Source organism: Novipirellula herctigrandis, from assembly GCA_007859835.1.
In the GTDB taxonomy this organism is placed as follows: Bacteria; Planctomycetota; Planctomycetia; order Pirellulales; family Pirellulaceae; genus Novipirellula_A; species Novipirellula_A herctigrandis.
Genome location: SJPJ01000001.1, coordinates 5,504,354 through 5,531,253, shown reverse-complemented (window position 1 = coordinate 5,531,253; position 26,900 = coordinate 5,504,354). Strand labels below are relative to the sequence as shown.

General features: G+C 53.9%; 23 protein-coding genes. 8 read left to right on the top strand and 15 right to left on the bottom strand.

The features are described from left to right. The first annotated feature begins 84 nt into the window (after positions 1 to 84). Together CA13_RS20215 and CA13_RS20210 are read left to right on the top strand one after the other, a co-directional pair. Positions 85 to 849: a hypothetical protein gene (locus tag CA13_RS20215; protein ID WP_146399693.1), complete on the top strand. Its 765-nt coding sequence runs from the start codon at positions 85 to 87 to the stop codon at positions 847 to 849. Further along, a complete protein-coding gene (locus tag CA13_RS20210; protein ID WP_146399690.1) occupies positions 846 to 2,072 on the top strand; it encodes an HTTM domain-containing protein in 1,227 nt (408 codons plus the stop codon). Before CA13_RS20215 ends, CA13_RS20210 begins: the two co-directional genes overlap by 4 nt. 3 nt (positions 2,073 to 2,075) lie before the next feature. Here CA13_RS20210 and CA13_RS20205 read toward each other — a convergent pair whose 3' ends face one another. The 11 genes from CA13_RS20205 to eno all read right to left on the bottom strand — a co-directional run bounded on the left by CA13_RS20205 (position 2,076) and on the right by eno (position 14,075). Then, a complete protein-coding gene (locus CA13_RS20205) occupies positions 2,076 to 3,101 on the bottom strand; it encodes a hypothetical protein (RefSeq protein WP_419194617.1) in 1,026 nt (341 codons plus the stop codon). Between the two features lie 154 nt (positions 3,102 to 3,255). Then, positions 3,256 to 4,917, bottom strand: a complete 1,662-nt coding sequence (locus CA13_RS20200) for a coiled-coil domain-containing protein (protein ID WP_419194616.1) — start codon at positions 4,915 to 4,917, stop codon at positions 3,256 to 3,258. A 21-nt stretch (positions 4,918 to 4,938) separates the two neighbouring features. Further along, positions 4,939 to 7,281, bottom strand: coding sequence for a polyketide synthase (locus CA13_RS20195; protein WP_146399688.1), 2,343 nt, complete (start codon positions 7,279 to 7,281; stop codon positions 4,939 to 4,941). A gap of 185 nt (positions 7,282 to 7,466) precedes the next feature. Next, entirely contained in the window at positions 7,467 to 7,988 is a 522-nt protein-coding gene (locus tag CA13_RS20190; protein ID WP_146399686.1) for a hypothetical protein, read from the bottom strand. A 29-nt stretch (positions 7,989 to 8,017) separates the two neighbouring features. Next, positions 8,018 to 8,476, bottom strand: a complete 459-nt coding sequence (locus tag CA13_RS20185) for a hypothetical protein (RefSeq protein ID WP_146399684.1) — start codon at positions 8,474 to 8,476, stop codon at positions 8,018 to 8,020. Beyond that, a complete protein-coding gene (locus tag CA13_RS35445) occupies positions 8,460 to 8,612 on the bottom strand; it encodes a hypothetical protein (RefSeq protein ID WP_419194615.1) in 153 nt (50 codons plus the stop codon). The genes CA13_RS20185 and CA13_RS35445 overlap by 17 nt, the downstream gene beginning before the upstream one ends. Then, positions 8,609 to 9,136 (bottom strand): hypothetical protein, encoded by a 528-nt coding sequence (locus CA13_RS35440; protein ID WP_419194614.1) that lies wholly within the window; start codon positions 9,134 to 9,136, stop codon positions 8,609 to 8,611. Before CA13_RS35440 ends, CA13_RS35445 begins: the two co-directional genes overlap by 4 nt. A gap of 119 nt (positions 9,137 to 9,255) precedes the next feature. Further along, a complete protein-coding gene (locus tag CA13_RS20175) occupies positions 9,256 to 9,528 on the bottom strand; it encodes a hypothetical protein (protein WP_146399680.1) in 273 nt (90 codons plus the stop codon). 234 nt (positions 9,529 to 9,762) lie between these two features. Beyond that, positions 9,763 to 12,027, bottom strand: a complete 2,265-nt coding sequence (rlmKL, locus tag CA13_RS20170) for a bifunctional 23S rRNA (guanine(2069)-N(7))-methyltransferase RlmK/23S rRNA (guanine(2445)-N(2))-methyltransferase RlmL (RefSeq protein ID WP_419194613.1) — start codon at positions 12,025 to 12,027, stop codon at positions 9,763 to 9,765. 83 nt (positions 12,028 to 12,110) lie between these two features. Continuing rightward, positions 12,111 to 12,668, bottom strand: coding sequence for a hypothetical protein (locus CA13_RS20165; protein ID WP_146399676.1), 558 nt, complete (start codon positions 12,666 to 12,668; stop codon positions 12,111 to 12,113). Between the two features lie 114 nt (positions 12,669 to 12,782). After that, positions 12,783 to 14,075, bottom strand: a complete 1,293-nt coding sequence (gene eno, locus CA13_RS20160) for a phosphopyruvate hydratase (protein WP_146399674.1) — start codon at positions 14,073 to 14,075, stop codon at positions 12,783 to 12,785. Positions 14,076 to 14,285: 210 nt separating this feature from the next. On the opposite strand from eno, the gene CA13_RS20155 reads away from it, so the two are divergent. After that, positions 14,286 to 14,924, top strand: a complete 639-nt coding sequence (locus tag CA13_RS20155; RefSeq protein WP_146399672.1) for a riboflavin synthase — start codon at positions 14,286 to 14,288, stop codon at positions 14,922 to 14,924. Next, a complete protein-coding gene (gene rsmA / locus CA13_RS20150) occupies positions 14,921 to 15,868 on the top strand; it encodes a 16S rRNA (adenine(1518)-N(6)/adenine(1519)-N(6))-dimethyltransferase RsmA (protein WP_146399670.1) in 948 nt (315 codons plus the stop codon). The genes CA13_RS20155 and rsmA overlap by 4 nt, the downstream gene beginning before the upstream one ends. A gap of 84 nt (positions 15,869 to 15,952) precedes the next feature. On the opposite strand, the gene CA13_RS20145 is transcribed toward rsmA, so the two are convergent. Next, complete coding sequence (locus CA13_RS20145) at positions 15,953 to 16,417, bottom strand: hypothetical protein (protein ID WP_146399668.1); 465 nt, start codon at positions 16,415 to 16,417, stop codon at positions 15,953 to 15,955. A gap of 264 nt (positions 16,418 to 16,681) precedes the next feature. On the opposite strand from CA13_RS20145, the gene CA13_RS20140 reads away from it, so the two are divergent. Together CA13_RS20140 and aroA are read left to right on the top strand one after the other, a co-directional pair. Beyond that, a complete protein-coding gene (locus CA13_RS20140; RefSeq protein WP_146399666.1) occupies positions 16,682 to 16,954 on the top strand; it encodes a hypothetical protein in 273 nt (90 codons plus the stop codon). Between the two features lie 33 nt (positions 16,955 to 16,987). After that, entirely contained in the window at positions 16,988 to 18,427 is a 1,440-nt protein-coding gene (gene aroA / locus CA13_RS20135) for a 3-phosphoshikimate 1-carboxyvinyltransferase (protein WP_146399664.1), read from the top strand. A 129-nt stretch (positions 18,428 to 18,556) separates the two neighbouring features. On the opposite strand, the gene CA13_RS20130 is transcribed toward aroA, so the two are convergent. Beyond that, complete coding sequence (locus tag CA13_RS20130; RefSeq protein WP_146399662.1) at positions 18,557 to 19,555, bottom strand: NAD-dependent epimerase/dehydratase family protein; 999 nt, start codon at positions 19,553 to 19,555, stop codon at positions 18,557 to 18,559. A gap of 30 nt (positions 19,556 to 19,585) precedes the next feature. Further along, on the bottom strand, positions 19,586 to 20,467 hold the full coding sequence (locus CA13_RS20125) for a hypothetical protein (protein ID WP_146399660.1): 882 nt from the start codon (positions 20,465 to 20,467) through the stop codon (positions 19,586 to 19,588). Positions 20,468 to 20,797: 330 nt separating this feature from the next. Here CA13_RS20125 and CA13_RS20120 point away from each other — a divergent pair, with 330 nt between their 5' ends. Continuing rightward, positions 20,798 to 25,156 carry a DUF4332 domain-containing protein gene (locus tag CA13_RS20120; RefSeq protein WP_146399658.1) on the top strand — a complete coding sequence of 1,453 codons (4,359 nt, stop codon included), beginning with the start codon at positions 20,798 to 20,800 and terminating at the stop codon, positions 25,154 to 25,156. Positions 25,157 to 25,259: 103 nt separating this feature from the next. On the opposite strand, the gene CA13_RS20115 is transcribed toward CA13_RS20120, so the two are convergent. After that, positions 25,260 to 26,183, bottom strand: a complete 924-nt coding sequence (locus CA13_RS20115) for a diacylglycerol/lipid kinase family protein (RefSeq protein WP_419194612.1) — start codon at positions 26,181 to 26,183, stop codon at positions 25,260 to 25,262. A gap of 237 nt (positions 26,184 to 26,420) precedes the next feature. Between CA13_RS20115 and CA13_RS20110 the strand changes: the two genes are divergently transcribed. Continuing rightward, complete coding sequence (locus tag CA13_RS20110) at positions 26,421 to 26,891, top strand: hypothetical protein (RefSeq protein ID WP_419194611.1); 471 nt, start codon at positions 26,421 to 26,423, stop codon at positions 26,889 to 26,891. Positions 26,892 to 26,900 lie beyond the last annotated feature (9 nt).

The following is a 26,900-nucleotide window of genomic DNA, read 5'->3' as shown; positions in this document are numbered from 1 at the left end:
CCATACTCCATGACTATACATCGTCAACCACCGAGCTAACTTAGTATCGATTGGCGTGCTTCACCTTCGCTTCCTAGCAATTTCATGACTACCAACTTTGGCAAGAAACCGTATCTACGCTGGGTGATCACTGTTGGGTTGATTTTTCATCTCCTGGCAGTCATCGTTCCGCCGCTGGCGTTTCAAACGCGCGGCCCGCTAGGCAGTTCCCCGTCGGTGGAAGCGTTAATCACACCCGTTCGCGATTACTCCCAATTTTTGTATCTCGATCGAGGCTACGCCTTCTTCGCTCCTGATCCCGGCCCCTCCCATTTGATCCAAGCCGCCATCAGCGACGACGTTGGCAACATGACCGAGCGTATGATTCCAAGTCTCGACGACCAGTGGCCCCGCCTACTGTATCACCGTCATTTCATGTTATCCGAATTCCTCCATGAGATTTACGAGCCGCCCGGTCCACCACCTGAATTGGCAAGAATTGATCCAATCGCGGCGCACCGTTGGGAGCAAGGACGTGCGCGGTACGAGTTCGTCCGCCAATCGATCGTCGACCACTTGGCCCATGAAAATCCAGGAAACCGAGTGGTCATTCGCCGGCTTGAGCATGTCTTACCCGGATTTATTGAAATGGCGAACAACCCAATCGAGTTAGATGATCCACGGCTTTATCGCGTGCTCCGCGATCAATCGCTAATCCCAGGTGACGTGACCGAATCGGCCGCCACATTACCCGAAGCGATTCCCGCACCGCGACATACCGAACCGGACAACAGCAACCAAGCGGATCAGAATATCGAGGCGGATCAAAGCAGCCAAGCGGAGACACAGCCGGGAGATCCAGTTCAATGACAGGTTCTCTCTTTGCAGTGACAAAGCGTTGGTTCAAAGAATTCGTTTCGGCCTGGGATCGCTTTTGGTTCTCACCACGCTACCCACACGTACTCGCGGTGCTTCGCATTGCAACTGGCCTGATGCTTCTCTATTCGCACCTCGTTTTGGCGACGGAGTTAACCAGTTTTCTTGGCGATCATGCCTGGATTAATAATACGACCGCAGCTCAACTTCATGATGGCGCATTCGGCAGTAGCGACATGGGTCAAAGCTACCTTTGGCACATTAGCAACCCGCTGCTGCTATGGGTCCATCACGCCCTGACCATCCTGATTACCGGCGCGTTTGCTGCTGGATTGTTGACGCGAATCACCGCACCTGCAGCATGGTTTCTGCAACTGATGTACCTTCATCGATTGACGGGCAGCCTGTTTGGACTAGACCAAATCATCACTTACATGGCGATGTATTTGATGCTGACACCATGCGGCAGTTGCCTCAGCATCGATGCATGGCTACGTCGAACGTTCGCCAATCAATGTTTGACCAACCGCAAACTTGACTGGCTACTTCCAGAAATCCGGCCAACCGTCGCTGCGAATCTTGGCAGCCGGCTTCTTCAAGTTCACCTTTGCGTGATTTACTTGTTCGGTGGTTTGGCGAAAGCGCGTGGCGAGTTATGGTGGGATGGAACGGCCACTTGGTTTGCCGCTGCAAACTTCGAATACCAATCAATGGACATGACGTGGCTTGGTAGCTACCCGCGGATTTTTTCGGCAATCACACACATCACGCTCTTTTGGGAAGTATTTTACGCCGGTCTTGTTTGGCCAAAACTAAGTCGCCCCATCATCCTAGGAATGGCTTTTGCAGTGCACGGCGGAATTGCAGTGTGCTTGGGGATGATCACCTTTGGGATGATGATGATCGTTGCAAATATGGTCTTCATCGAACCGAAATGGTTGGTGCGAACCACTCGCGATACCGACGCTCCCACCCCCCAACTCAAAGCGGAACCAAAAGTCCAATCGACGTTTCACCGCCGTGAACAAGATCGACGCGAACAAGAAATCGAGTCCGCCAAGGAATCGCTGCGGGTACGTGAAGAGAAGCTTCGCGAGCGTGTCGCCAAGCTCAAGAAACGCGAACGAAAGGTTCGCAGGGCCGTCGCGAGGTTAAAACCGAGCAATCGCAACAACCCCGACCCCAACACAGATACTGATGCTGAAGACGATCTATAGTCGCTATTTTCCTTCGGTCGCCAGTTTGCGGAAGTACGCCTCGATCGCTTCGCGGTAGTGCGTTGGCAAATCGCGGCTAATTTGCTGCAATGCTTCCTGTCGTTCTGCGGGTGGCAAATTCCCCCAACCATCACGGTCGCCTGGCTTCTTTGTATCGACATCACCATTGCCACTCGCGCCCGCGATGCGGCTGTCGCTCATCGGCGGACCTTGTTGTTGGCCTTGCTTGCCTTGACCACCTGCGGATTGTTGTTGCTGCTGTTGCTGTTGCTGCTGTTCTTCGATCTTGTCGATCAACTTGGTCAACTTATCGATGATTTTTTGCTCTCGCTTCTTGACCTCGTCATCGGTACGTCCGAGATCCAATCGCCGAGTGACATCTGTCATCAACCGAGAAATTTCATCCAACGAGTCTTCTTTGAGCGGCTTGATGTCGGAAACCATCATCTGTGCCGTGCGGGTAAACCGAATGGGCGCATCCTCTTGGTTCTCGAGCAACCGACGCAAATCCGCTAGTGCTTCGCTCTTCATCAATAGCGAGTGATAACACGCGCCTCGATAGAACAACACGGCAGCCGGATCGATCGATTCGGTTGGATCGACTTCGGCGATCACTGGCAAGGCTTCATCGTACAAGCGATTTCGCACCAACTCTCTACCAAGCCACGTTCGGACACTCATTCGCAACGTTTTGGACAACGATTCAATCTCACCATAGGTCGGTGAGCTAGGATCGATACTTGCGCCCGCCTGGGGCAAACTCATCTCGGTTGAATTGATTAGTGCGTCGACCGAAGGAACGATTGGACGGATGCTGGCGATAAAAGCATCAAGCGGATCCATGTCTCGTTTTTCAATCGCAGCAACAAATGCTTCGGATGCTTGGTCCATCCGGGCTGGCAAGATGCCGATTTCGTCCAGCGACGAACGAAGCATTTGTGACATTTGATCAACATCGTACGCTTGCCAACTCGAACGCCGCTCGAGCACATCATCACCGAATGCAACCGAAACCGCCACGATTGCCATAGCAAACCACACAAGAACCGCAATCAGGATTTGGCGTTTTTGGCTCGATTGAGAGCGAGTGGCTGCGATGCTTGAAGACTGCGCAGAGACCCTTTGGGGGGGCAAATCGTTCGATCGAGATGCGTTCGAAATAGCCACAGGCATGCTCGTTTGGTTATTGGTTTCGTTTTAGTACCAAATCTCGAGTGATCTGGTACAGACGATTTTGCCGATCTGACAAGTCTTGAAGTAACGGCAAAGTCTCGGCAATCGACGATTCGCCTGATTCGATAAGTTCAGAATAGCGCGAGGTCGTCGATTTCACCCGCGTTTCCATCGTACGGAGAAGCTTCAATTCCGCCAACGCTTCAACAAGGGGTTGTTCCCCCTGGCCTTGCTGTTGGCCCTGGCCTTGTTGCTGCTGTTTTTTCTTCTCCAAATCACGCTGAGCTTTCTGCAAAGCCGCGATCATCTCCTCTAAAGCCGCCAAAATGTCCTTTTGGATCCCTTGAGTGACCGCGTCGATCTTGGTTTCCCCTAGTCGCTGGGCAACGTGGGTGGTGTCCAAACGAATCTGAGAAACCACTTCTGGGAACGCGACACTCGAACCTTCTTCCCGCAATAATAGCATCGCCCGGTCGGCCTCGAGAGTAATTTTCTTCTCTTCAAATGCCAAATCCCCGGCTTTCAGGTCGGTTTGACGGTTTCGCTGCGATTTCGGGCTCGCCGCCAACGAGACAGTGTCGTCGAGCACTTTGGACTGCATTGCCGCCATTTTTCGCAGACGAGCTTCCAATTTAGCCAATTCCCGCTGCATTTCTTCCTCGCGGAGCTGGCGCAAGATCCGCTCCAACCGATCAATCGCTTGGCGAAGATTCTCTTCCGCTTCGCGTTGGCGCTGCGTAGCCTCTTTACGTTTGCTGAGTTTCAGCTCCTGTTCCGCCTCCTCCATCTTTTCGATGGCTTTCTGCAATTGCTGCTCAGCAAGCTGCTGGGGGGATTGTGGTTGCTGTGGCTGTTGTTCGGACGGCTGTTGTTCAGACGGCTGTTGTTCAGACGGCTGTTGTTCAGATGGCTGTTGTTCGGACGACTGCTGTTCGGACGGCTGCTGTTCGGACGGCTGCTGCTCACATGGCTGCTGTGACTCAGACGGAGGTTGTTCGGATGGCTGTTTGGACGGATCCTGTTTTTGGTCCAATGGATCCGACGACTCTTGCTCTTCACTCGGATCCTGGCTCTCACTCGGATCCTGGCTCTCACTCGGATCCTGGCTCTCACTCGGGTCTTGCTCTTCAGAAAGCTCGGCTTTCAACGCTTCGCTTCGCTCGGTGATCGATTTTTGCTCCTTCTGAACCTCTTCTAAATCCGCCCCATTTTCAGTCCGTGCACGAGTACTTCGCTCGGCGCGCTCGACTCGTTTAAGATCCTTGATCAGATTTGCAATTCGCTCCTTTTCATCACGGATGCGTTTGGATCGATCCTCGCTCATCAGCAGTTGCAGCAAGCCTTCCAAGCCTTCGGTTGCATTTTTTTGATTATCGACTGCTTCTTGATACCGCTGGTTCCGAAGCGCATCGGATGCTGTATGCAATTTATTTAGCACAAATTGATCGCGTGACTGCCGCGCTGCCCGCCGCAAAAGCGCCGCGCGTTCTGGGTTTTCCGTCGCTTCCATCTCGGCAATCCGCAGCAACAATTCCTCCAGACGCTCGTACCGGCCGGCGATACCCGTTTGTCGCTGCGGCAAGTTAGATTCTTGCGCAAACGCTAAGTCGGTGGTAAACAAGATCGCGATGACAAACGCAGTTGCCATGCCTACATGCCGCAGCACATTCATAACCGTTGTCCGAAAAAAAGACTACTTGAACAAATCCATGACCCGTTTCTTCTGCTCTTTCTTAGTATCCTCGAGCAGCGATTTTTCGTCATCGATCAATTGACGAACCATGTCTAGAATTTCATTATAGCTTTCCAGGTCAAGCATCTTCTCTAAAACAGCCGTCAATTGCAGCAGCACCTGTTCGGATGTTTGCACCGCATCGCCAGTCTTTTGCGTTGCTTCGGATGGTTCATCAAGCGATGCCTCGATCCCTCGAATTTGGTCTTTCAATTTCTCTAGCGGTCCCGCGACGACACTTCTTAGCGGATCTCGAACTCCCGTCCCAATCCGTTCCCGGCGGTCCGCCGAATCGACTCGGTTGTTGACCATTTCCTGCAACAAATCGTCGAGCGATGCCGCGATACCCGTCAACTCTTCGCTTGTTTTGTTAGCCTGCAACCCTGTTTGCTGGACCCGCAACAATCGGACCTGCTTGGCTCGCAGTTCGTCAGTTGTTTCCACGCTCTCTTCCTCCGGCTCGGCTGTCGGCTCTTCGAATCCTCGGCTGCGGAGTAAATCAAGCGTATCACGCAAATTCCGAGTCTCGTCGATCGTCTGCTCAAGTCGCGTTCGCAGTCCCAATTCGCGGCGTTCCAATAACGCCAACAACTTCTCGGGCGTTACCACTTGCAATCGAAACAACTCACTTCGAGTCACATGGGATTGACCTAGATCGTAGGCGTCGGTTGCTTCGGCGAACACGTTAATCACTCCGTCGGGCTTCAATTCTGGCAACCGGCCCTGGGCGGAAAAATCGCGAAGGTCAATCTCGGAAGCGGCGTTTCCTTCGCGATCCCATTCCAATGCCACCATCGTAGAAGCAGTTTCCGATAGTGGCTCGGCTGCCGATTCGCCCTCGGGATCAACCATCGCTGCGGCAGTCACACCTAGCGATTCGATTCCATAGTCATCTTTTGCGATGACTTCGAGCGGAATCTTCGCAATGGGTGTGACGGCGGTTCCAATTCCCGTCAGCCGCAATTGTAACTCGGGTGCCTCGTCAGCAATCACACCGAGATAATAACGATAGGGAGCTTGGGCTGAAATACCGTCCCAGTCGCGTGGAACAATCCGAATCGCGGTGGAGCGACTGAAATTCTTGATCGTGATCTGGCTTTGCCGATGATCCTTGTTGAAAATCAACTCGATATGCGAGGTGACTCCGGAATCATCACGAAGCACCACGTCGGAATTCCCCAACGGGACACTGCTGGTCGCCATCAGAACCACATCGCTGCCTTCGCGCAACCGCAATCCCGCTTGGTAATCCGTTTGCATGTCGAATTCTCCGGAGCCTTCGTTGCGGAGATAATCAGGATAGCGAACGGCAACGTCCATCTTCGTCAATGCGGGTGGCATGACCGATTCAATACGAAACTCATCCAATCGATCATCCAACCCTCGCACACTAATCGTCATCGATTCACTCAGGCCCGAAAACGGCGGTCCGTCAAGAACAAACGATTGATACCCATTGACCACACGGCCAATGCGCCGCATGTTCGATTGGCCACGTGTCCCATCGTCCGTGCGATAGTAGACCGTACAAACCACGGGCACTTCGGCATCGTCGGCTTTCGCTCGAATTCGTAGCGTTCCACTGCTCCCTTTGGGCAAGCGTATGTGTTTGTTTTCAAACAGTATCAATTCGGGAGGCAAGGAATCTTCCTCGGAAGCCGAGATCACCGGCAATTCGACGCCGACCATTTCAAGCTCGGCGCGTCGAGGCCAAGGGTCATTCGATAGTAGTGTCAATCGTCCCGCTGCTCGTCCAAACGCTTGAGGGCTTATCACCAAGAACGCCAATGCCGCCACCGCCAAAGGCACGACCAACATTGCTTTTCGCAGAATCGGTCGCCATGTAAAAATGCGATTCGTGTCAACTTCCTTGACGGCTTCATTCGTTTCCCAGTGAACGCGGTCGAGCAGCGTTAGTGAATGCGAATCGCCTTCACGATCGGGTTCGCTGAGCTGAACGGTGGTGACCAGTCGCCCCCCAAGCTGCGGATGTTGGCGTTCAACCAACAAGGCCAAAGAGTCATCTGGCAGCGGACGCCGCAGTCGGCCGATCAAAAGTCGCACCGCGATCGCAATGACGAATCCCGCAACAATTAACAAAAGCAGCAATCGGGCCAATGGAGGCATTTCGGTTCCGCCGAGCAGCACGGGACCGTAATCGAGTGCTAGCCCGATCCAAAATGCACTTAACAGCACCGCAATGATCGCCAAAACAGAATCGACGACCACGTAGCGACGGATTCGCTGACGCAGCGAATCAATCAATTCACGAAGTGTTGGGTCAAGTGAAGATGGTGTAGCCATCAAGGTGGAAATTCGCAGTGGGGGACAGATCAGAGGAGCCGATGGCCCATTAGAGCCTCGTTGGACTCAGTTTACCACAACGGCTGGAAAACGGTCGAATCACACGTTTAGACACGCGAAAACATATATTTGACACGCGAAAACATAAAATGAACACGTGCCAGCACAAAAAGAGGATAACGCGTCTATTCCGCCCGCCCAATGACCGGCCTTGCCGCAAAGGTGGCCAGTGCTTTAAGCGTCAACTGAGGGTTAATCTCGCATCCGGCGGAAAAAAGCGATGCATCCGCGACGGCCAAGTTCTCGACCGCCTCGCCACAGTCCGTTTTCAACTGAAACGTCTCCGTATCAACCGCTTCACCTAGCGTCCCCCGTTGCGGATGCGTCGTCAACAGATAGACAAACGCCGGACCGCGGCGACGGATTTCGGCGAGAGCCCATTCGAAACCGTCCATTGTGCGAATCCGAGCGGGCCGGCCACAGCGCATCAAGATCGATTTGGTTGGAAAGTACAACGTCACACCGTCATCCGGTTTCGCGGCGGCAAAATAGATCCGCGCGACTCGACGCATGCCGCGAAGTAACATTTCGAATTCTTCAAAATCAAATTCCAAGGAAAATTCGCCACACGAGTCGACGTAGTTACGACAGCGTACTTTTGTCGGAACGACAATGCCCGACATCGACAAGTGATTGAACTTGTTCATCACACAAGCAAACTCTTTGAACCATCCTGTCAAAGCGGCGCAACGGTACCGGGGAAATGGAACCAATTTTCGAGCGCCGGTTCCTCGACCATCTTGCCATTCTCCATCATGTTGCGTCGGTCGACCAAGAAGCACTGCGTCACCCCCGGCTCAGGTCGCCCGCTGCCAGAGGGCCAAATGGTTTTGTCGAACATGGCATAAAACGCGGTACCGATGTTCGCCGTCAATCGCCTGCCGATGTGTCGGTTGCGCAATCCCACAGTGCGAAGGCTATGGCTAAGCAATTTGTTCATTGCACTAATCCCTGCAGCGACAACAAATTGATTCGCCGTGATGGTCGAATGAGTGTGGCATCCCCCTTCCTCTTTGCGGCAAACGTCCACTCCGTGAACTCGCAACGTGCCCGTTTCATCGCCAGCAATCCTGAGTCGCCGTGCTGCGGTTCGGTAGGCCCCTTCCGCAGGGACCGGATTATCCATCGCTTGCATCAAGAAACTCAGCGTAGGAAACGCCTGTGGGTTGATATTCTTGCCACGATTCATAGACCGATTCAAGAATAGGCAAATGGATCGCGTTGTTCACATACGGACCACCACCAAAGACCTTTGCTTGGCATACAATCACGGTCTGCTTCGGCGAGATTTTTTGCGCATCGCGGGAATCGCAAGCTGCAACTTCGATTTTATTTTTCCTAAACCACCTGCAATCTGCCCTGCCCCGTCTTTGTAGAGCCCGTCTTTGTAGAGTTTGTAAAAAACTTGATCGCTGCGAGGCGGAGCAAGTTTTACCGAGCCATCGGGTTGAGGTAGCCTTTGGATCAATGCATCGGGGCTCACAAAATCGCCAATGTCAAGAATCAGAACACGAAGCCCCGCTGCGGTGGCTCGGTTGGCAACCGTCGAACCGCCCGCACCGCTGCCGATAAGACAGACGTCATCGTGCGCGGACAAATCGGCTTGTGGCGGCGCTGCAACCGAGACAAGATAATCGGCGTTCTCACATTGTTTTGACCAACCACCACCGATCAATTGGCGGGCGGGTTGTCGCGAATGGATTACTAATCGACCAAGCATCGTGATGCCGCTAATGGCAGTATGCAGCAAATGATTTTCGGTCCATTCAATCGAGGCGGGCCACCTTTGACGCAAGCGGTCCCGCCATGGTTTAGCACTTCAGGTAGCTTTGCGGGCGAGAGTTTATGGAGTTGATGACCGCAGTGTTTGAGGTTGTAAACATTCAGCCACACAAATGCGGCGTTGATTCCTTGTTAAAGACGCGTTGGCAAATGATCGGTATCGATCAAGACTTCACGTGCAACTTGGCAGGCGTCGTCGCCTTGATGGCCGCACCACAGGGAATCGATTTGTGCACGGATGATTGCCACCAGTGTCGGAAAGCGTTTCTCGCGGACCTTCGCAAGCGGATCATCAGGCAAGCGCGTATCGGTCCCATCCGGACCAAACGGGATCAAGCCTGCTGCGACAGCACCTTTGAAGATATCGCGACGCGAAAAAGCGTCTAAAGCAGAAAAGTCCAGCATCCTTGCCAGTTCCCGATAGTCGTAACAAAAACGAGCCCCTCACAATCAATCGTCGCGCAATGTGAATCGATCGACGTCCTACGCCACCAACTTAGGGCTCACGTTCTTGCCCTCGTCCCCCAATCGATGTCGTGCGTAAAGTGAGACAAATTTACGAAGGGATTCCATCAATCGCAGGAGCTTGACGGTTTTAAGGTTTGCGCGACCAAGCTACACGGGTGATGAAAAAAGACCCTATCGCACGATCCGCCAACAACGATGAATTCGCCGGTTGCGAAAATCCTCAGGCACCGTTTGGCTGGAAATCTCATGGACCTCACTCACCGGAAGCGACTCGGGATCGAACTTGAAGCGGCGGAAATTATTCGAAAAATAAATCACGCCTCCTTTGCGGACCAATGGTAGTAAATCGTTCAACAGCGGCACAGCATCGTTTTGGACATCCCAATCATGCTCGGTTCGCTTGCTATTGGAAAATGTTGGCGGGTCAAAGACGACTAGATCATACTTCTCACCCGCTGGATGTTCTCGCACAAATGTCACAACATCTTCGGCGACAAAGCGATGCTCATTTCCGGAAAAGCCGTTGAGCCGCATGTTTTGCCACGCCCAATCGAGATACGACTTTGACAAATCGACGCTGAGCGTACTCTTTGCACCGCCCGCCGCCGCGTACACCGAGAACGCACCGGTGTAGGCGAACAGGTTCAAAAAGTGTTTCCCTTGCGAGAGGTCGCGAACCATTTGCCGTGCGATGCGGTGATCCAAAAACAATCCGGTGTCGACGTAATCGGACAAGTTCACCAAGAACTTCAAGCCACCTTCGTTGACTTCGATCGTTTGGTTCGTTTCGCCAATTTTCTGGTGCTGGGTCTTTCCGCGTTGGCGGCCGCGACGTTTGAAGTAGACGTTTTGTTTCGCAATTTCAAGCGTCTTACCCGCAGTCTCCGCCATCAAGTCAAGCCAATTTGCATGCTGCGCGGGATCGCGGTCGTGCGGGCGTTCGTACTCGGTGATGTGCAAATAATCTTCATACCGGTCAACGATCAGCGGTATTTCAGGGATATCGCGTTCGTACAACCGAAAACAAGTGATACCGCGTTTGGTCGGCCAACGCCGTAAATGCTTTGCTCGTTTGCGAAGTCGGGTTGCAAATAACTCGGCTTGCTCGAGCCCTTTTTCCGACAAGTGCCCAAACGCGGGCGCACCCGACGCATGAACGTAAGCCTTGGCGACTGGTTTTGGTGTTGGATTTGGGACGGCACTTTCATCGCTATCGACTTCGGTTGCGGTTGCGGTTGCGGTTGCGGATTCTTCAGCGACCGTTTGGTTCACCACTGGCTTTGGGCCGTGGAATTGGTAGTAAGTGCATTCGATTCGGCCATTGTAGAGTTTGCGACGCCGATCTGCCTTGCGACCAACGACTTGCTCGAACCGGGGGTATGCGGTCAGAAAGTAGTGCGACCACGTCGGCAATTTGCGAAGGACGTGAGGAATCGATTCGTACAGCGCATCCAGTTCACGTTTTTCGCGATAGCTTTCGCTGCCAATCCTCAGCCCATAGGGCGGATTCGTAATCAAGCAACCGAAACGCCGTTTGCTCGTGAGTTCATCCATCGGTTGTGCGTGGAAATGAATATCACCGGCGACGCCGGCTCGCTCGGCGTTTTCGCGTGCTGATCGCAAAACTCGTTCATCAATATCGCTGCCAATGATTCGTTCTTCTAGCGGCGGAAGGATCGCCGATTCAGCTTCCGATCGGACGGTTTGCCACAGGTCCGCCGGGAAATCGGGCCAAGCCTCGCATGCGAATTCTCGAATCAACCCCGGCGCCATATTGCGACCAATCCGAGCCGCTTCGATGGGAATCGTGCCGCTACCGCAAAATGGGTCGATCATCGGCCGACCTCCTTTCCAGTAGCTCAGCATCACGAGGGCAGCAGCAAGAGTTTCCTTGAGTGGTGCTTTGGAGATATGGGTACGATAACCTCGGCGATGCAGACTGCGCCCAGTGGTATCAATCGTGATCGTGGCAGTGTCTTTTAGCAGCGCGACATCGACCTTGAATTCCGCGCCGGTTTCGGGAAGCGTTACGGCATTGTGATCGCGGCGCATTGCATCGACGATCGCGCGTTTGACCGTACGTTGGCACGCTGGCACGCTCGAAAGCGTCGACTTGACGGATCGGCCTGTAACGGGAAAGCTGGCATCGACCGGGATCAGCTCGCCCCAATGGATGTCGCGGGTTGTTTCAAACAGAGCGTCAAAATCGGCTGCATTGAATTCGGCAATGCGAAGGAGCACGCGATCAGCCGTTCGCAGCCATAGATTCGCTTTGCAAATCGTTTCGAGATCGCCACGAAAATGCACGCGGCCCGATTCGCCAATGGTGGCTTCGATCCCCAGCGACTGAAGCTCACGGCGAACGATCGCCTCAAGTCCAAACGCACAAGCAGCAATCAGGTCGTAAACATCGTCGTTCAATTTGGGGTCGGTCAAGTAGTGGAGGATTGTGGGTAATGCCAGAGTTCAGTTTACCGTCAAAACAGAAAACCGCCATACTTTCACCCAACCCCGGCTGATTACGGCGTGATATTACTGAATTGATCTGGTCCACCAGCGATGGGGAGGTGTTGGTACTGGATCACTTTCCATTCATCTTGCCCCGTCTTTTGCAGTTTTAGAATGATTCGACGGGGCCCTCGCATATGTCGCATAGCACCAGATGTCATGCTGACATCCACTTTGACTGTCATATCAACGTCGGCCTCGAGCGGGTCGCTACTAGGCACCAAAGTGATCCGGCGGATCGAATTAACCTTGGCCATATCGAAATCATAGATCGGCAATTCCACTCTCGCTCGCCGCAGAGCCTCGGGGTCTCCGATGAATGCATAAACTTTCTCGTAGTCCTCTGCTTCCACGGCCGTTGCAACTTCGTAGATGAGTTCTTCGATGCGTTCTCGATCGGTTACCACATGGGAGGCGATGACCCAAGCAAAGGGGATCAACAGCAAGAAAACCAAACCAACAATCGCCGGCGGTTTCTTTCCGGTTTGAAGCCATCCATAAAGCAACAGAACGCCAAGTAGTCCCAGAATAAGCGACACGACGAGCGGTTGTTCGGCGAGCATGGTCATCGTAATGAAGGTCCCTCAATCAGAAATAAAAAACCATACGCATCAAAGTGACACGTATGGTTTTATTAAACACAAACTTTCACGGCGTTTGACGCAAGTGATTGTTAAACGGTTCTAGCTCTTGGCGAGAAGCTTCTTGGCCAAAACAGGTCCGCCGTAGAGTGCTGCGTCACCGAGCATTTCTTCGATGCGGAGCAGTTGATTGTACTTGGCCATCCGGTCGCTGCGGCTTGCCGAACCTGTCTTGATTTGTCCGGTCGACAGTGCAACGGCCAAGTCGGCGATGGTCGAATCTTCGGTTTCACCACTGCGGTGGCTGGTGACGGCAGTGTAGCCGTTTCGGTTGGCCAATTGGATCGAGTCGATCGTTTCGGTCAATGTTCCGATTTGGTTAACCTTGATCAGAATACTGTTGCCGATTCCTTCATCGATACCGCGTTGCAAGCGTTCGACGTTGGTAACGAACAAATCGTCGCCGACGAGTTGAACCTTGTCGCCGAGCTTGTCCGTCATCTTCTTCCAAGTTTCCCAATCGTCTTCGGCACAACCGTCTTCGATGCTGCAGATCGGGTACTTGCTGCACCAATCCGCCCAGAAGTCAACCATTTCGTCGCCACTGAGGTCTTTGCCGTCGATCTTGTACGTCTTGGTCTTCGAGTCGTAGAACTCGGTCGACGCTGGGTCCAATGCGATCCAAACTTGTTCGCCAGCCTTGTAACCAGCTTTATCGATTGCAGTCATGATCACTTCGAGAGCTTCTTGGTTGCTCTTCAGGTCGGGTGCGAAACCGCCTTCATCACCTACTGCGGTGCTGTAGCCTTTGTCCGAAAGGACTTTCTTGAGGTTGTGGAAGATTTCGGCACCGCAACGAAGTGCATCGCTGAAGCTTTCAACACCCAAAGGCATGACCATGAATTCTTGAACGTCGACATCGTTGTCAGCGTGCTCACCACCATTGATGATGTTCATCATTGGCGCGGGAAGCAAACGAGCACCGACGCCACCGAGGTAGCGATACAGAGGTTGGCCCGTCGAAGCGGCTGCGGCGTGAGCGGTCGCGAGTGAAACGCCTAGGATCGCGTTGGCACCGAGATTCTTTTTGTTGGACGAGCCATCAAGTTCAAGCATCGCAGCGTCAACGGCGGCTTGGTCGGTCGCGTCCATGCCGCACAATGCGTCGGCGATTTTGTTGTTGACGTTGTCGACGGCACCTTGGACGCCTTTGCCCAAGAACTTGGACTTATCACCATCGCGAAGTTCCCAAGCTTCGTGAACGCCGGTGCTCGCACCACTGGGCACTGCGGCCCGACCGTGAGCTCCGTCGCTGAGCAGCACTTCGCATTCAACGGTGGGGTTGCCGCGGCTGTCAAGAATTTGGCGGGCGTGAATTGCTTCAATTAAAGTCATTTGTGGGCCTCGTAGTGGATAAGCGGTTAGTGTATTGGGTTCGTGTAAGGGAATCACGCACGGTTTTTGGGCCGACTGCGTTGTGCAAACCGTCGGCATTTTGTCCAATGCGACTGTGCGTGCCTACCCGTCAATGGTTGCCGCCGCCGTTTTCCTGTCTATCGTTTGAGTGATGGACCCCAAATTTCTCTATTTTGTTGTGCCAAAGCCATGTTTACTGGACTCGTCGAAGCGATGGGCCGCCTAGCCGAATTACGAAACGAACCCCCAGGCAAGCGATTTGCCATCGATGCAGGCATTGTCGCCGAAGGTGTAAAAGTTGGTGACAGTGTTGCGATTAACGGCTGTTGCCTCACCGTTGTCGCGGCCAACGGCACGATGCTGGAATTTGAAGCAGGCGAAGAAACGCTCTCGCGGACCAATTTGGGGAAACTCTCGGCCGATAGCGGCGTGAATCTCGAACGATCTTTGGCGATCGGCGATCGACTGGGAGGGCATTATGTCACAGGCCACATTGATGGCCAAGGAATTTTGCGAGATCGACGCGACGACCCGCCGTGGGCGACGTTGACCTTTGAAGTTCCAAAGCGATTGACGAGCCAAATCGCTAGCAAAGGTAGCATCGCCGTCGATGGAGTCAGCTTGACGATCGTCGATGCGGATGCCGATTCGTTCAGCGTCGCATTGATTCCTCACACGCTCGACATGACCACGCTTGGAAAGTTGACCAAGGGAGACCAAGTCAATCTCGAAACCGACGTGCTCGCCAAATATGTTCAACGATCGCTCGAAATGCTCGGCGATGGTGATCATCCCACCGCACCCACTCACACCGATCCGAACTCTTGAATTCATCTCGTCCGAACGAATCACGTCCAAACCAGTCGCGCCAAACCGCCTCGTATCTATCGAAGCGACTTGCCGCAGCTGGACTTCGCCCCGTCACCCGATTCGGCCAGAATTTTCTGATCGATCTGAACCTTGTCGACCTGATCGCTCGCTCGGCTGAACTTCAACCGACCGATGTGGTTTTGGAAGTCGGGACGGGGGTCGGATCGCTGACGGCAAAGCTAGCCGACGCAGCGGGCGCGGTCTTGTCAGTCGAGATCGATACGAACCTGCACCAAATGGCGAGCGAAGAGTTAGCAGGCCGACCGAATGTCCTACTCCTGCAAGGCGATGCGCTGCGTAACAAAAACTCGCTGCGCGACGATTTGATGGATCACATTCGCGATGCGATGGGCCGCATTGGCGAAGGATCGCGATTCGCCGTGGTCGCGAATTTGCCCTACAACATCGCCACGCCACTGATTAGCAATTTGCTTCACGAAACCCCATCGCCCGATGTGATCGTGGTGACGATTCAAAAGGAGCTTGCTGATCGAATGGTGGCCGAACCTGGGACGAAGGACTACGGTGCTCTAAGCGTGTGGATCCAATCGGTCTGCCGAGCCAATATTGTGCGAGTCCTTTCGCCAAAGGTGTTCTGGCCGCGTCCAAAAGTCGATTCGGCGATCATTCGTCTTGACGCCGAACCCTGGAAAAGAGCGGCAATCCCGGACCTAAAGTATTTTCACGAAACGGTCCGAGCTTTGTTCTTTCACCGCCGCAAATTTCTGCGTAGCGTGGTGATCAGTGCAATGAAAGGCCGACTCGAAAAAACCGAAGTCGATGAAATTTTGGCCTCGCTCGGACATGGCCAAACAAGCCGAACCGAAGAGTTGCCGGTCGAAGAGATCCACAAATTGGTGGAAGCACTGCGACAAGCGGAATTGAAAAAACAGGCATCGTAGAGTTGGTGTTTAGGCGTTAGCCGATTCGGATAACGAACGACACAATGACTGCTTCGCCTCAACTCTGCACACGTAGCGGCCCCTCTAAGTCATCGTCGGAGGTTCAGGCTCACCGGGAATGACTCGGATGTCTTCGAGATCCAAGTCTCGAAGCTTCTGTTCTCGCTCTCTAAACTCCGAATCGTCTCTTTGCTCTTGTTCCGCGTCGGCCGCGTCATCGGAATCCTCTTCGGCTTCCTCCATTCGTGACCGATCGTCTTCGGGCGAATCGAAATCGTCGTCCTTCCGCTTGGCCCGCTCAATTTCGTCCGGCTCAAGGGGCATATCGCGACTGACCAATGGCGAGTTTTTCGCGCCCGCTGGATCGAACAAACTGCCCACGCGGCCTTCGTCTCGACGCGTCCGTTGCCATGCTCCACCGTACGCCGGATAAGCCAAATCTTCGCAGTCCGCACAGATCCGGCATCCACCCACGGGTAATAGACTTGCAACGATGCATAGCAGTACAAGTCTTCGCAAATGGGCGGCGGAGAGGGATGAAGCTTCCATGATCTAGTGATCCGCTTTGAAAACGAGCGCGCAAACAAAAAAAACTGGTGGCCATCAAGAGGCCATCGTTTTTATCGGTTAGCGAACCTGGTCGCTTGAGGAAAGCTTTGCGGATTACCGATGTACACCGAGAGACATTTTTCGAATTTTCGGCATTTTGATTCAAGTCGACCTAGCCACTGCGACACACCAAATGAGACAACCGAATTGTCGCTTATCTCACTTCGATTATTCTCACAGCCTCTTCTCTGGAACTTGTCCGTCATGGTCGACCTACTACAACTTCTTCGCATTGTTGATGCTATCATCCTGCCGATCGTGGCTCTATCGGTTTTGTTCTTAAGTAAAGTAAGCTATGGTGACTTGGCAAAATGGGCAGAACGGCAATTTTTGACAGTTCTGGCCGTGATGACCCTGGTGACACTGCGAACAGTGATCCGATGTGACGATGCGTGGCTGATTCACACGGCGACTCTGGGCATCATGATCGTGGGTGCCTTGGTGGTTCGAACCGAGCATGCATCGGTTGCCACTTGAGCACTCTGGTTTGTTTTCCCCTTAACTTTCATTATGAACGACGCTGCGCCGACGCCCTCGCAACCTTCTGCACCCGCCTTAGTCCAAGTCACCCCGGGCGGCCCTGTCAACGGCGAAATCACGCCTCCCGGCAGCAAGAGCTTGACAAACCGGGCGTTGATTTGTGCCGCATTTGCCTCAGGACATTCCAAATTGACCGGTGCCCTTCGCAGCGAGGACACGGAAGTGATGATCGATTCGCTCGGTAAGATTGGATTCGATATCCGCGTCAGCGAAGGCGGCCGAACCATCGAAGTCGCCAATCCTCGCGAACCGAATTTTTCCCAGACAAACGCGAAACCAACGACCTCATCGCTGTTCATCGCCAACAGTGGCACGACCGTTCGTTTTTTGACCGCCGCACTTTCCGCGTTCGGCGGCAACTACGGACTGTCCGGCGTTCCCCGAATGCACCAACGACCGATTGGCGATTTGGTTAACGCGATCGAGCCAGTCATCATCGGATCGATCAAAGCCGAATCGGCAGGCCAATGTCCCCCCGTGCAAATCGACTCGTCGGGTTGGAGCGACAGCGACATTCACGTTGGCGGTTCGGTCAGCAGTCAATACCTTAGTGGCCTAATGATGGCAGCTCCGATTTATCCGATCGGCGGACCGAGTGCATCGTCGAAAAAGCAGGTACGGATCATTGTCGATGGTGAGTTAGTCTCGCGTCCTTACGTCGACATGACCATCCGCGTGATGGATTCGTTTGGTGCGAAAACGAACGTGTGTACAACCGGATTGTCGACGGGGGAAACGATCGCGTTCGAGATTACCGCCGTCGCAAATCAAAGCGGGTTTGGCTATCGTGGGTGCGAGTACCCGATTGAACCTGATGCCTCGGCTGCCAGCTACTTTTGGGCGGCAGCCGCGATCACGGGTGGCCGAGTGACAGTCAGCGGATTGTCGCGTGATGCGATGCAAGGTGATGTCGGTTTCGTTGACGTGCTAGAGAAAATGGGCTGCACTGTCGAACATCAATCCGATTCCATCACCGTCATCGGTAGCGAGCTTCATGGCATCGACATCGATATGAATGCGATTAGCGACACCGTGCAAACCTTGGCCGTCGTCGCCTTGTTCGCAGACGGCGCAACCCGAGTTCGGGGTGTGGCACACAATCGATTCAAGGAAACCGATCGAATTGGCGATTTGGCATGTGAGCTGCGGAAGCTGGGAGCCGAAGTGATCGAACATCGGGACGGATTGACGATCGTACCGCCTCCGAAAACCGATCTACAGGGAGCCCCATGTTTGCACGGAGCCCAATTAATGACGTATCACGATCACCGCATGGCGATGAGTTTGTCCTTGGCGGGACTACGGATCGATGGTGTGCGAATCGAAGATCCGTCCTGTACGTCGAAAACGTATCCTGAGTATTTCGCCGATCTCGAGCGTTTGATCGGACGACCACATTGTTGGACATAGGCAGGGTTGGACATAGGCAGGGTTGGACATAGGCAGGGTTGGACATAGGCAGGGTTGGACATAGGCAGGGTTGGACGTGGGCAGGGTTGGATAAGGACAGGCCCGACCAACAAAAATTCCCGCTTTGTTTTAACTGCTCGAGACAACCGATCGAGACAACTGTTCAAGGCCTTCGGCCATCGTTATTCGGACTCGGTATCCGAGCCGCTCTTTTGCCGCAGTGATGTCAAAGTAGTGATCTTTTGCCAACTGAGCGGCAACAAAGCGAGTCATCGGTGGTTCACTCTTTCGCGCTGTTACCTTGTACGCGGCCTCCAGTATGCCACCGACTCGGTACGCCGCGCCGTAGCGAATCGTTTTGCGTGGCGGCTCGACTCCGCCGATTTCGCAAAGCTGGCCAATCCAATCCCAACACGACACCGGTTCGTCCTGAGCCACAAAGTAGGCACGTCCGCCCGCCGTTTGCGGATCCGAGGCTAAAGCGTCCAATGCGTCCAAATGGGCCGCGGCGGCGTTGATCACGTGCACTGTATCAACGATATTTTTCCCGTCTCCAACGATTCGCAATCGCCCGCTACGTGCTCGATCAAGAACCCTTGGAATAATGTGCGGATCCTCATTACCCCAAATCAAATGTGGACGTAGGGCAAGGGTGTGCAACGTGCCTGGGGCGTGTGCGCGAAGTACCGCTTTTTCGGCCAGTGCCTTCGTATGCGGATAATGGCACAACCACTTTGTCGGGTATGGCACACTTTCGTTGACGTTGCGCTGATGCTCTCCATCAAACGTCACGCTCGGGCTACTTGTGAAAACGAGATCACGAATTCCGGACGATTGACAGGCGGAAATCACATGATCGGTCGCCACTTTATTGATCGAATAGAAATGTTCCCACGGTCCCCACACCCCGGCAACGGCGGCCGTATGCACCACCGCATCGACATCACAGATATTGGCTCGACAGAACGCTTCGTCCCTTAAATCTCCTTGGCGATGTTGCATCCCGATTTTCTTTAGATCGGGATATTGTCCACGCGAAATGCCAACGACATCGTCGCCTCGATCACGAAGTTGACGCACGATCTCGCGTCCCAAAAATCCTCCACAACCAGTAACAAGAACACGCATGAAGGAAAAGCTATCGCCAGAGGGATGAAACTAGAATGACTCGCTCATCGTGGGCAATTTTTCAATTTTCAGCAAGACGACGACCTGTTGTTCGATATTGTCCGCTGAATTTCCCGTCATCATCTCTTTTCCAAACCCCCGCGTTGGAAGGCTGCCTGCGATTAGGAACAAATCTCCTTCGGAACCTTGAAATTCAATGTCCAGCGATTCGAGGGACCATGTATCACGGCGCGAGTCAATTCGGAGTGCCGAATCGCTACTGACCCACTTTTGTCGCATCGAGCCATGTTGAATTTCAGGCCGACACTGCAAGCGGATTTGACCGGCGGTCGAGGCTTTGGTCGGAGTAATGGCGAGCAAGTATTGTGGATCCAGCAGCGTTTTCCCAACCAACGAATCATTTAGCCGAACCAATGTCACGTGCTCACCGCTGCGAGGTTGGCGGAGCGGTAATTCATAGCGTTTTCCAAATCGCATCGGAATCCGCTTGGATCCCTGCGACACTTCGCTGCCGACATCCGCCTCGCTAAGAAACATATCGATCACATCGTGCGGCCCCGACATTTCCGATAAACGGGCCCGAAACGTGTCTTCGCGGATCACTTTCCCAATCCGAATCCCGTTGTCCGCCAATCGATTGCGTTGTCCGGGCTCGATCACCATTTCGTCAACCCATTGCCAAAGTGAGGCGATCCGGTCAGCGTCGACTTGCTCCGATTCGATCGGATGAAAACCAACGCTAAGCACAATCGAACGTGAACTTTCACTACCGACCATCAAAGGATTGTTCGTCTGGATAAGCTTGGACGAGTCAGTGGATCGGTCAACCCAATTGGCGCAGCCACCAATGATTGACGCCAAAAAAGTGACGACAACAAGCAAGCGAATCGGTCCGATTCGATAGCAATTCAAAAAATGCTCCTCAAGCTGGAAAGACCTGCGTGCCGGGAAGTTACGCATTGAGTTGATGCAGCGTCAAGAGAAAGTGTTTTGCGGGCAATGAAGTAAAAAACCCTGCCCTGTTCGCCCAATAATTTCTGAAAAATCGTTCACCAAGTCACGAGTTTCACACTTTTCCTCTTTCCGAAAAATTGGGATTTCGATTAAAGTCCCATTTCATCCCGCAGATGAGTGGACAGATCGGAAGTATTTTCCGGTCGCAAACCAAAGGCACTGGAAATCGCCGGTTTGCTGAAAATGTCCGATTCGCATTGACCCGCGTGGCCATGGAGGAGCCAGACCATGTTACTCGAACGCATCGACATTGACGCTCACGGTTCACTATATCGAGTTGAACTTGGACCGTTTGCCGAACATCTTAACGTTGTCTGTGGGCCCGAAGGCTCCGGAAAAACAGCTATCGCACGCTTCATCCGCGATTCGCTTGTCGACCGCGACTACCCACTTGGAATGATGAGTTCTTCATCGGGTCGTGTCGTCTGGGCTGACCGAAATGGCCTGTTGCATTGCCGCCGCGAACAAGATGGCACCGCGCACGGTCGTCGAACCGTCGAATTTGAATCGCGTGGCACCGCATCCTACCATCCAACCTCGCTCGATCATTCATGGATCGGGGCGCTCGGCGTCCAATCCGACGCATCCCGAGCAACCCATGCGATCCAACTGCCCGAATCCATCATCGACGGCATAGTGACCGACACGGGAATCACCAACGTGGCTCGCGTCGTTTCGGCTTGTATCCGTGCCGGCCTCGATTCACCAGAAACTTACCGCGCGTTGCCGCTTGATGAAGCGAGCCCCTATTACGAACGTAATGGGCATGTCGAAGCAAACCCAACGACGGATCAGCACCGCAACACGCTGCGGGCCCAATTGGCGGACATCGAAGCGGAATTGGCTCGACTTGAACCAAGCGTTGCCGATTATCGATCTTTGGTCGCTCGCCGTGACGAGCTGACATGCCGCTTAACCGGCTATCGACACGATACGCGGGAAAGCCGCCGGACGGCATACACAACCGGCTACGATACGGTTGCTCATCGCAAACAATTGGCTCAATTGCACGACCGTGCAAGCGGCTTGCGGGCGCGACAAAGTGAACTACGTCGTTGGATCACGGACCTTGATTCTCAACTGCGTTCGACTTCCCCCGGGCACTCGTATCGAGTTAACCCGACATCGGCTGGTTACCGTTTTTACGGTTCCATTGCCGACGAAACACTCCGCCGCCAACTCGACGATCTCGACGCCCAAATGATTCGTTGGCGTCGTGCATTGTTAGAAGTTCGCGGCCTTCGCGAAGCGATCTTGGCTTCTCGCCAACGTCCCATTCACACCGAATATGTGCCGCATTCGGCCTATCATGGCCCGACCGACGAGTCACTTTTGCGTCGTCACCGTTTCGACGGATTCCTACATGCGATCGACCGTTACGATGCGTCGCGAGGTTGGAACGATTTCTATAGTGGCAACTACTTCGGCGGCGATTTGGAACAGCGTGTCGACTCGGCGACTCGGCAAATCGATTGGTTGCTGCAACGGTATGCGACGACCGGGTCCCAAAGCCTCAACGACTTGAACCTCGACTGGTATCATTCGTTGCCATCCTCGGCTCACTACGGCACCACGACACTTGAAGAAACTTTGCGAACGATCCGCGACGATCTTCGTCACGCGTCCCAGTATGTCGCATCCCGCTCAACCGTCTCGCGTTCGTCGGTATCGACCGAAAAAGCAGAAGAGTTGCGTCAACTGAACCGCAGCGAACAATGGTTGGTCGCCGCCATGGAACAATTGACTCGCCATCGCGAATCATTGCTCGGCAACTACACTCCGACGGAAAGGCAAGACACTTCGGATTGGGCAAGCCACCATGAATGGTTGCATCGGCGTTATAGCGCCGAACGTGCTGAGCGCGTAACCGAATTGGATCGGACGACCGCTGACCTAGAAGCCTGTTTGGCCGAAGCGATGCAAGTTCGCCGTAGTCTGCGGCATTTACCAGTCGTCGAACGTTATCAAGATGTCGACCATCGCGAAGCTTCCACTCGCGAAGCATTGACGAATGAACTGCGAACGGTTGACCAACAATTAGCAAAGCTTTCGCGAATCCAATGGCTTCGCACTCAAGCGACAAAGCTACGTGATTCACTGCGAAGCACGCGTACAACTCGCTACCACGGTTCGCCTTTGTCGGAAGCCGCCAGCCGCTGGTTGGTCCGTCTTTCGGGCAGCCGACTTCGACGTGTCGATTGGCCCTACGCCCAATTCCGTGGCGGACAATCCAAATCAGTTCATGCAGCCACGGGGATCAAAATCGATGGCCGCGATGAAAATCAATGCCCCGCAGCCGACCGCGCATTGGCCGTCATCGCTGTCCGAATGGCGGCTGGCGAATTGCTTGGTCGACTCGGCAAATCGATCCCGCTCGTCTTGGAAACGCCTCGCGAATTGATTGGCCGAGTGGCTGACCGACGCCATGGGGCGGATAGTGAACCCGCTCTCGATTCGTCGTTCTATCACTACAGCCACGATGGACGATTCAACCATCCCATTGCTTCGGCTCTTCGAGACTACGCTCAAGACGGTCGCCAAATCCTACTTTTGACCAGCGATCAAGTATTAGCAGACCAAACCGCTCGTGTCGGTGGACGAGTCTTTAACTTACACGCTGACCGCATCGTTCAGCCGCATCGCCCTCTTTGGCGTCCTCAATACGCTACCGAGTCCTACGTTGGTCCACACCCGCATTTGTATGGTGATGATATTGTGAACGAACATCCGGCCCATAACATGTCACGCTACCGCCCCGTAAATGACCACTCCAGCAACCGTGTCGACACCGATGTGAATCGCGATTTCGACGTCGCTTGGCGTGAAGCGTACGGGATGTACGATTCCTGTGGCGTTGTCAACGAACACACCGCCGTCGACGCCCAATACAACGACTACCGTCGTCCGGTGTACAACGGACACGTTCAACCTACTTCGGCCCCCGTACGAGCGACTCGTCCGACCGAGCCGATTTATCGCGACGGTTACTACTACGCTGATTCCTATACGACATCGCCCGAACCGCTGCATCGTGATGCTGCGGTGGTTGGTGGCCCAATTGCTCGAGTGCATCGCCCGGAGCCTGTCGAGCCTGCTTTTTTTTTAACGGTCGACAGTCCTATTGATCAGGCGCCCTCGATCGATTCGGTAGCCGCCGCGCGGCTACGCGGCTTAAGCGTTACGCACGTGACTCACTTGATGCAGCAGGACCCGAACCGGCTTGCGGATGCCTTGGGACTTGCCAATGTTGACGCGTCCACGATCCGCCGTTGGCAAAGCGAATGCCGTTTGGTTTGTCGTGTGCCAAAACTTCGTGGTTTCGATGCTCGTGTGCTGGTCGGATGCGGCGTGACCGATCCCGCCCAATTGGCGTCGACACATCCATCGGACCTGTTGCAACAAGTCGAAGATTTCCTTGCAACCGAACAAGGTCAAAAGGTTCTGCTAAGTGGCAGCAGTCGAGAATTGTCTCGCATCACAAGCTGGATCGCAGCTGCCAATAGCTGGGGAGCCGAAAACTCGTCTCGCTACGTCGATGGCCGAACGCTACGCCGAAAGGTTCGTCGCGAGAGACAACTCGACAACTCGTTCGACCGTGATCGTTACGAGTACGATACCGACGGAGAAACCGTCCGCTACGGAATTCGCAGCGTCGATGCCCAAGGCGTTTACGACCGAAACGGTAGCCGCACAACACGCAGCCACCGAAAAGCTGCCTCGCAACGCAGATCGTCGCGCAGATCGCGAACGTCCGGCTCTGGGTACCCAAATAATGGCCAAAATGACGGCGTAGGATCGGGTCGTGGTAGCGGCAGCGGTTCGGGCAGTGCTAGCGGGTCCGGCAGTGGTAACGGGTCCGGCAGTGCTAACGGGTCCGGCAGTGCTAACGGGTCCGGCAGTGGCAACGGGTCTGGCAGTGGTAGTGGTCGCGCTCGTCGTCGGCGGGCCTCTCGCTCATCCAACCGAACGCGAAGCAACGTTGTTCGCATGGATCGTGATCGATACGAACGAGAACCTCGTGTACGAGAAAATCGACAACAAGAAGATCGTGAAAGGACACATCGCACCACGGTTCGACAAGAACGTGAACCGCGAGTCCGAGAGAACCGCGAGCGGAGTGAACGCGAGCGGAGTGATTCGAGCCGCGAGCTCCGTTTCTATCTCGAACGAAACAGCCCCGTGGTGGATGCTCCTTCGATTGGACCACGCATGGCCGAGCGACTTCACAAGTTTGGCATCTACACCGTGGACGATTTGATCAAAGCCGATCCTGAAACCATCGCAACCAAATTGAACCATCGTCGTATTGATGCTGACACGATTAAGTCGTGGCAACAACAATCGACGTTGGTTTGCCGGATTCCCATGCTGAGAGGTCATGACGCACAATTGTTGGTCGCAGCCGATGTGACAACGGCTGAACAAGTCGCTGTCCAAAATTCGGAGCACTTGTTCCGCCTCATCGATCCAATCAGCCGATCCAAGGAAGGCAAGCGAATCATCCGAGGCGGCAAGTTGCCTGATTTGGAAGAGATCACCGAATGGATCCAATACGCTCAGCAACACCGCGAACTGATGGCAGCTTAGTCCGTCACGGCTTGCCGTTCGGTACTGTTCTTTTGGGGGAAGTCGCAAAGACTTCCCCCTTTTTCGTTAGCATGAGATAGAACACATCAATGACAATGATGCTCTAGGGTTGAAGATCACCGTGTCGAAGCAAACGCAACATCACTCGCTTGGGCAAAATCTCGATTTCGAGCGGCAATCGGCCAACGTAGTCACCGTCCAGCTGATAAGGCACTCTCCCTTGCGAAGTGATCGTTAGTTTTCTCACGCGGGTGCGGCGAACGTCGGCGTCTTTTAAGTGACTGCCGAATATCACACCGGCAATGTACTTCAACCCTGTGGCGACGGTCCCTTGAGCGAATGTGATTAGATCCAACCGGCCATCGTCCTCGATCGCTCTCGGCTCGATGTTCAATCCTGCGCCGTAACACGGCAAATTAAACGTCATCGCCCAGTGTGCTTGTTGGTTTTCGAACGTGCCCGAATCTTCATTGATCACGATATCCAATTTGGGAAATGGATACTTTCGCAACGCCCGATAGATTGGACGCATGTAGCTTAACCGTCGAATGTGACCACGGCGTCGGAGATGCACATCGCGGACCACTTCGGCATCGAAGCCACACGAAGCCATCACTAAAAACAATCGCCCGTTCGCTAGGCCAGCGTCGATCGAGTGGTTAACGCCATGAACAATCGTTTCGAAGACTCGCTCTGCATCCGCTGTGCATCCATAGTGTCGGGCCAGCAAATTCTCGGTCCCAAGCGGCATTGGAACGATTGGTATTTGTGGTGGTGCCAAATCGGCCACCAAACTGATCGTGCCATCCCCGCCGGCCGCAACGAGGATTGATTGTCGGTCTCGGTCCAATTCGGAAAGCGCAAGCTGGCGGCGAATCGTTTCGATCGAATCGGTCGATATAACCGCGAATCCGGCCTCCGAAAGTCGCTCGGTCAATCGTGGCAACTGTTCTCGGCCCTTCCCGCTCCCTGCTTTGGGGCTGGCACACAGGATCACGGTCGTTTGCTTCGGGTCGTTAATGGTCACCACGTTGATTCATTTTCTTTCCCGAAACTTACGTTTGGACGACATCTGTAAGCTATCGTTTCAATGATTCCATCGATATTGGAGCATTCGCCGCGTCGACTGACCTTCGATTGCTCAACAAGATCGTTACAAGCGTTATGAGCCCACCGGGGCAGCCTTGCTGCGCCGATTCGGTCGAACATCCGGCGAATAACGCCATTGTTTTTGATTTCACCTCGTAAAGCAAGAGAATAGGCCGTGAGTTTCGTTCGTCGATACTGGGCAGCAGCGTTAATCCTGATGATGGTGGTCGTTCATGCGGCCGTCATTGGGTACGTGCGCAGCCGCGTCGCACGGCTACAGAACGTTGAATCGAACACGATCGACATGGGCCGGTATCGGTTCCAACCGATTGAAGACAAATCGATGGTGTATCAATTCCACCTATTCGCTGTGGTCGATCCCGCAAAACGTCAAGTTTGCCAAGAACGCGTTTCGCAGCGTCAAATGGAAATCCACGAAGAGTGTGAGTTACTGCTTCGCCAAGTCGATGTGAATTGGCTCAGAGACCCTGAGCAGAACGAAATTCGTGACCGGCTAATGGACATTGTCCGCAAACACCTCGAAGAGCCGGTCATCCAGCGAGTCTTGATCACCGATTGGCTCGAACTGCCAGTCTCGGTTGTCAGCGTTGGACTGGAAAGCCAAAACAGCTTCGCACAGAAGTAGCTTTCTTCG

Excerpts from the sequence above, each read along its gene's own strand:
- CA13_RS20215 (WP_146399693.1), top strand. The coding sequence starts at position 85 with ATGACTACCAACTTTGGCAAGAAACCGTATCTACGCTGGGTGATCACT.
- CA13_RS20210 (WP_146399690.1), top strand. The coding sequence starts at position 846 with ATGACAGGTTCTCTCTTTGCAGTGACAAAGCGTTGGTTCAAAGAATTC.
- CA13_RS20205 (WP_419194617.1), bottom strand. The coding sequence starts at position 3,101 with ATGGCAATCGTGGCGGTTTCGGTTGCATTCGGTGATGATGTGCTCGAG.
- CA13_RS20200 (WP_419194616.1), bottom strand. The coding sequence starts at position 4,917 with ATGAATGTGCTGCGGCATGTAGGCATGGCAACTGCGTTTGTCATCGCG.
- CA13_RS20195 (WP_146399688.1), bottom strand. The coding sequence starts at position 7,281 with ATGGCTACACCATCTTCACTTGACCCAACACTTCGTGAATTGATTGAT.
- CA13_RS20190 (WP_146399686.1), bottom strand. The coding sequence starts at position 7,988 with ATGAACAAGTTCAATCACTTGTCGATGTCGGGCATTGTCGTTCCGACA.
- CA13_RS20185 (WP_146399684.1), bottom strand. The coding sequence starts at position 8,476 with ATGCAAGCGATGGATAATCCGGTCCCTGCGGAAGGGGCCTACCGAACC.
- CA13_RS20175 (WP_146399680.1), bottom strand. The coding sequence starts at position 9,528 with ATGCTGGACTTTTCTGCTTTAGACGCTTTTTCGCGTCGCGATATCTTC.
- CA13_RS20165 (WP_146399676.1), bottom strand. The coding sequence starts at position 12,668 with ATGACCATGCTCGCCGAACAACCGCTCGTCGTGTCGCTTATTCTGGGA.
- eno (WP_146399674.1), bottom strand. The coding sequence starts at position 14,075 with ATGACTTTAATTGAAGCAATTCACGCCCGCCAAATTCTTGACAGCCGC.
- CA13_RS20155 (WP_146399672.1), top strand. The coding sequence starts at position 14,286 with ATGTTTACTGGACTCGTCGAAGCGATGGGCCGCCTAGCCGAATTACGA.
- CA13_RS20145 (WP_146399668.1), bottom strand. The coding sequence starts at position 16,417 with ATGGAAGCTTCATCCCTCTCCGCCGCCCATTTGCGAAGACTTGTACTG.
- CA13_RS20140 (WP_146399666.1), top strand. The coding sequence starts at position 16,682 with ATGGTCGACCTACTACAACTTCTTCGCATTGTTGATGCTATCATCCTG.
- aroA (WP_146399664.1), top strand. The coding sequence starts at position 16,988 with ATGAACGACGCTGCGCCGACGCCCTCGCAACCTTCTGCACCCGCCTTA.
- CA13_RS20130 (WP_146399662.1), bottom strand. The coding sequence starts at position 19,555 with ATGCGTGTTCTTGTTACTGGTTGTGGAGGATTTTTGGGACGCGAGATC.
- CA13_RS20120 (WP_146399658.1), top strand. The coding sequence starts at position 20,798 with ATGTTACTCGAACGCATCGACATTGACGCTCACGGTTCACTATATCGA.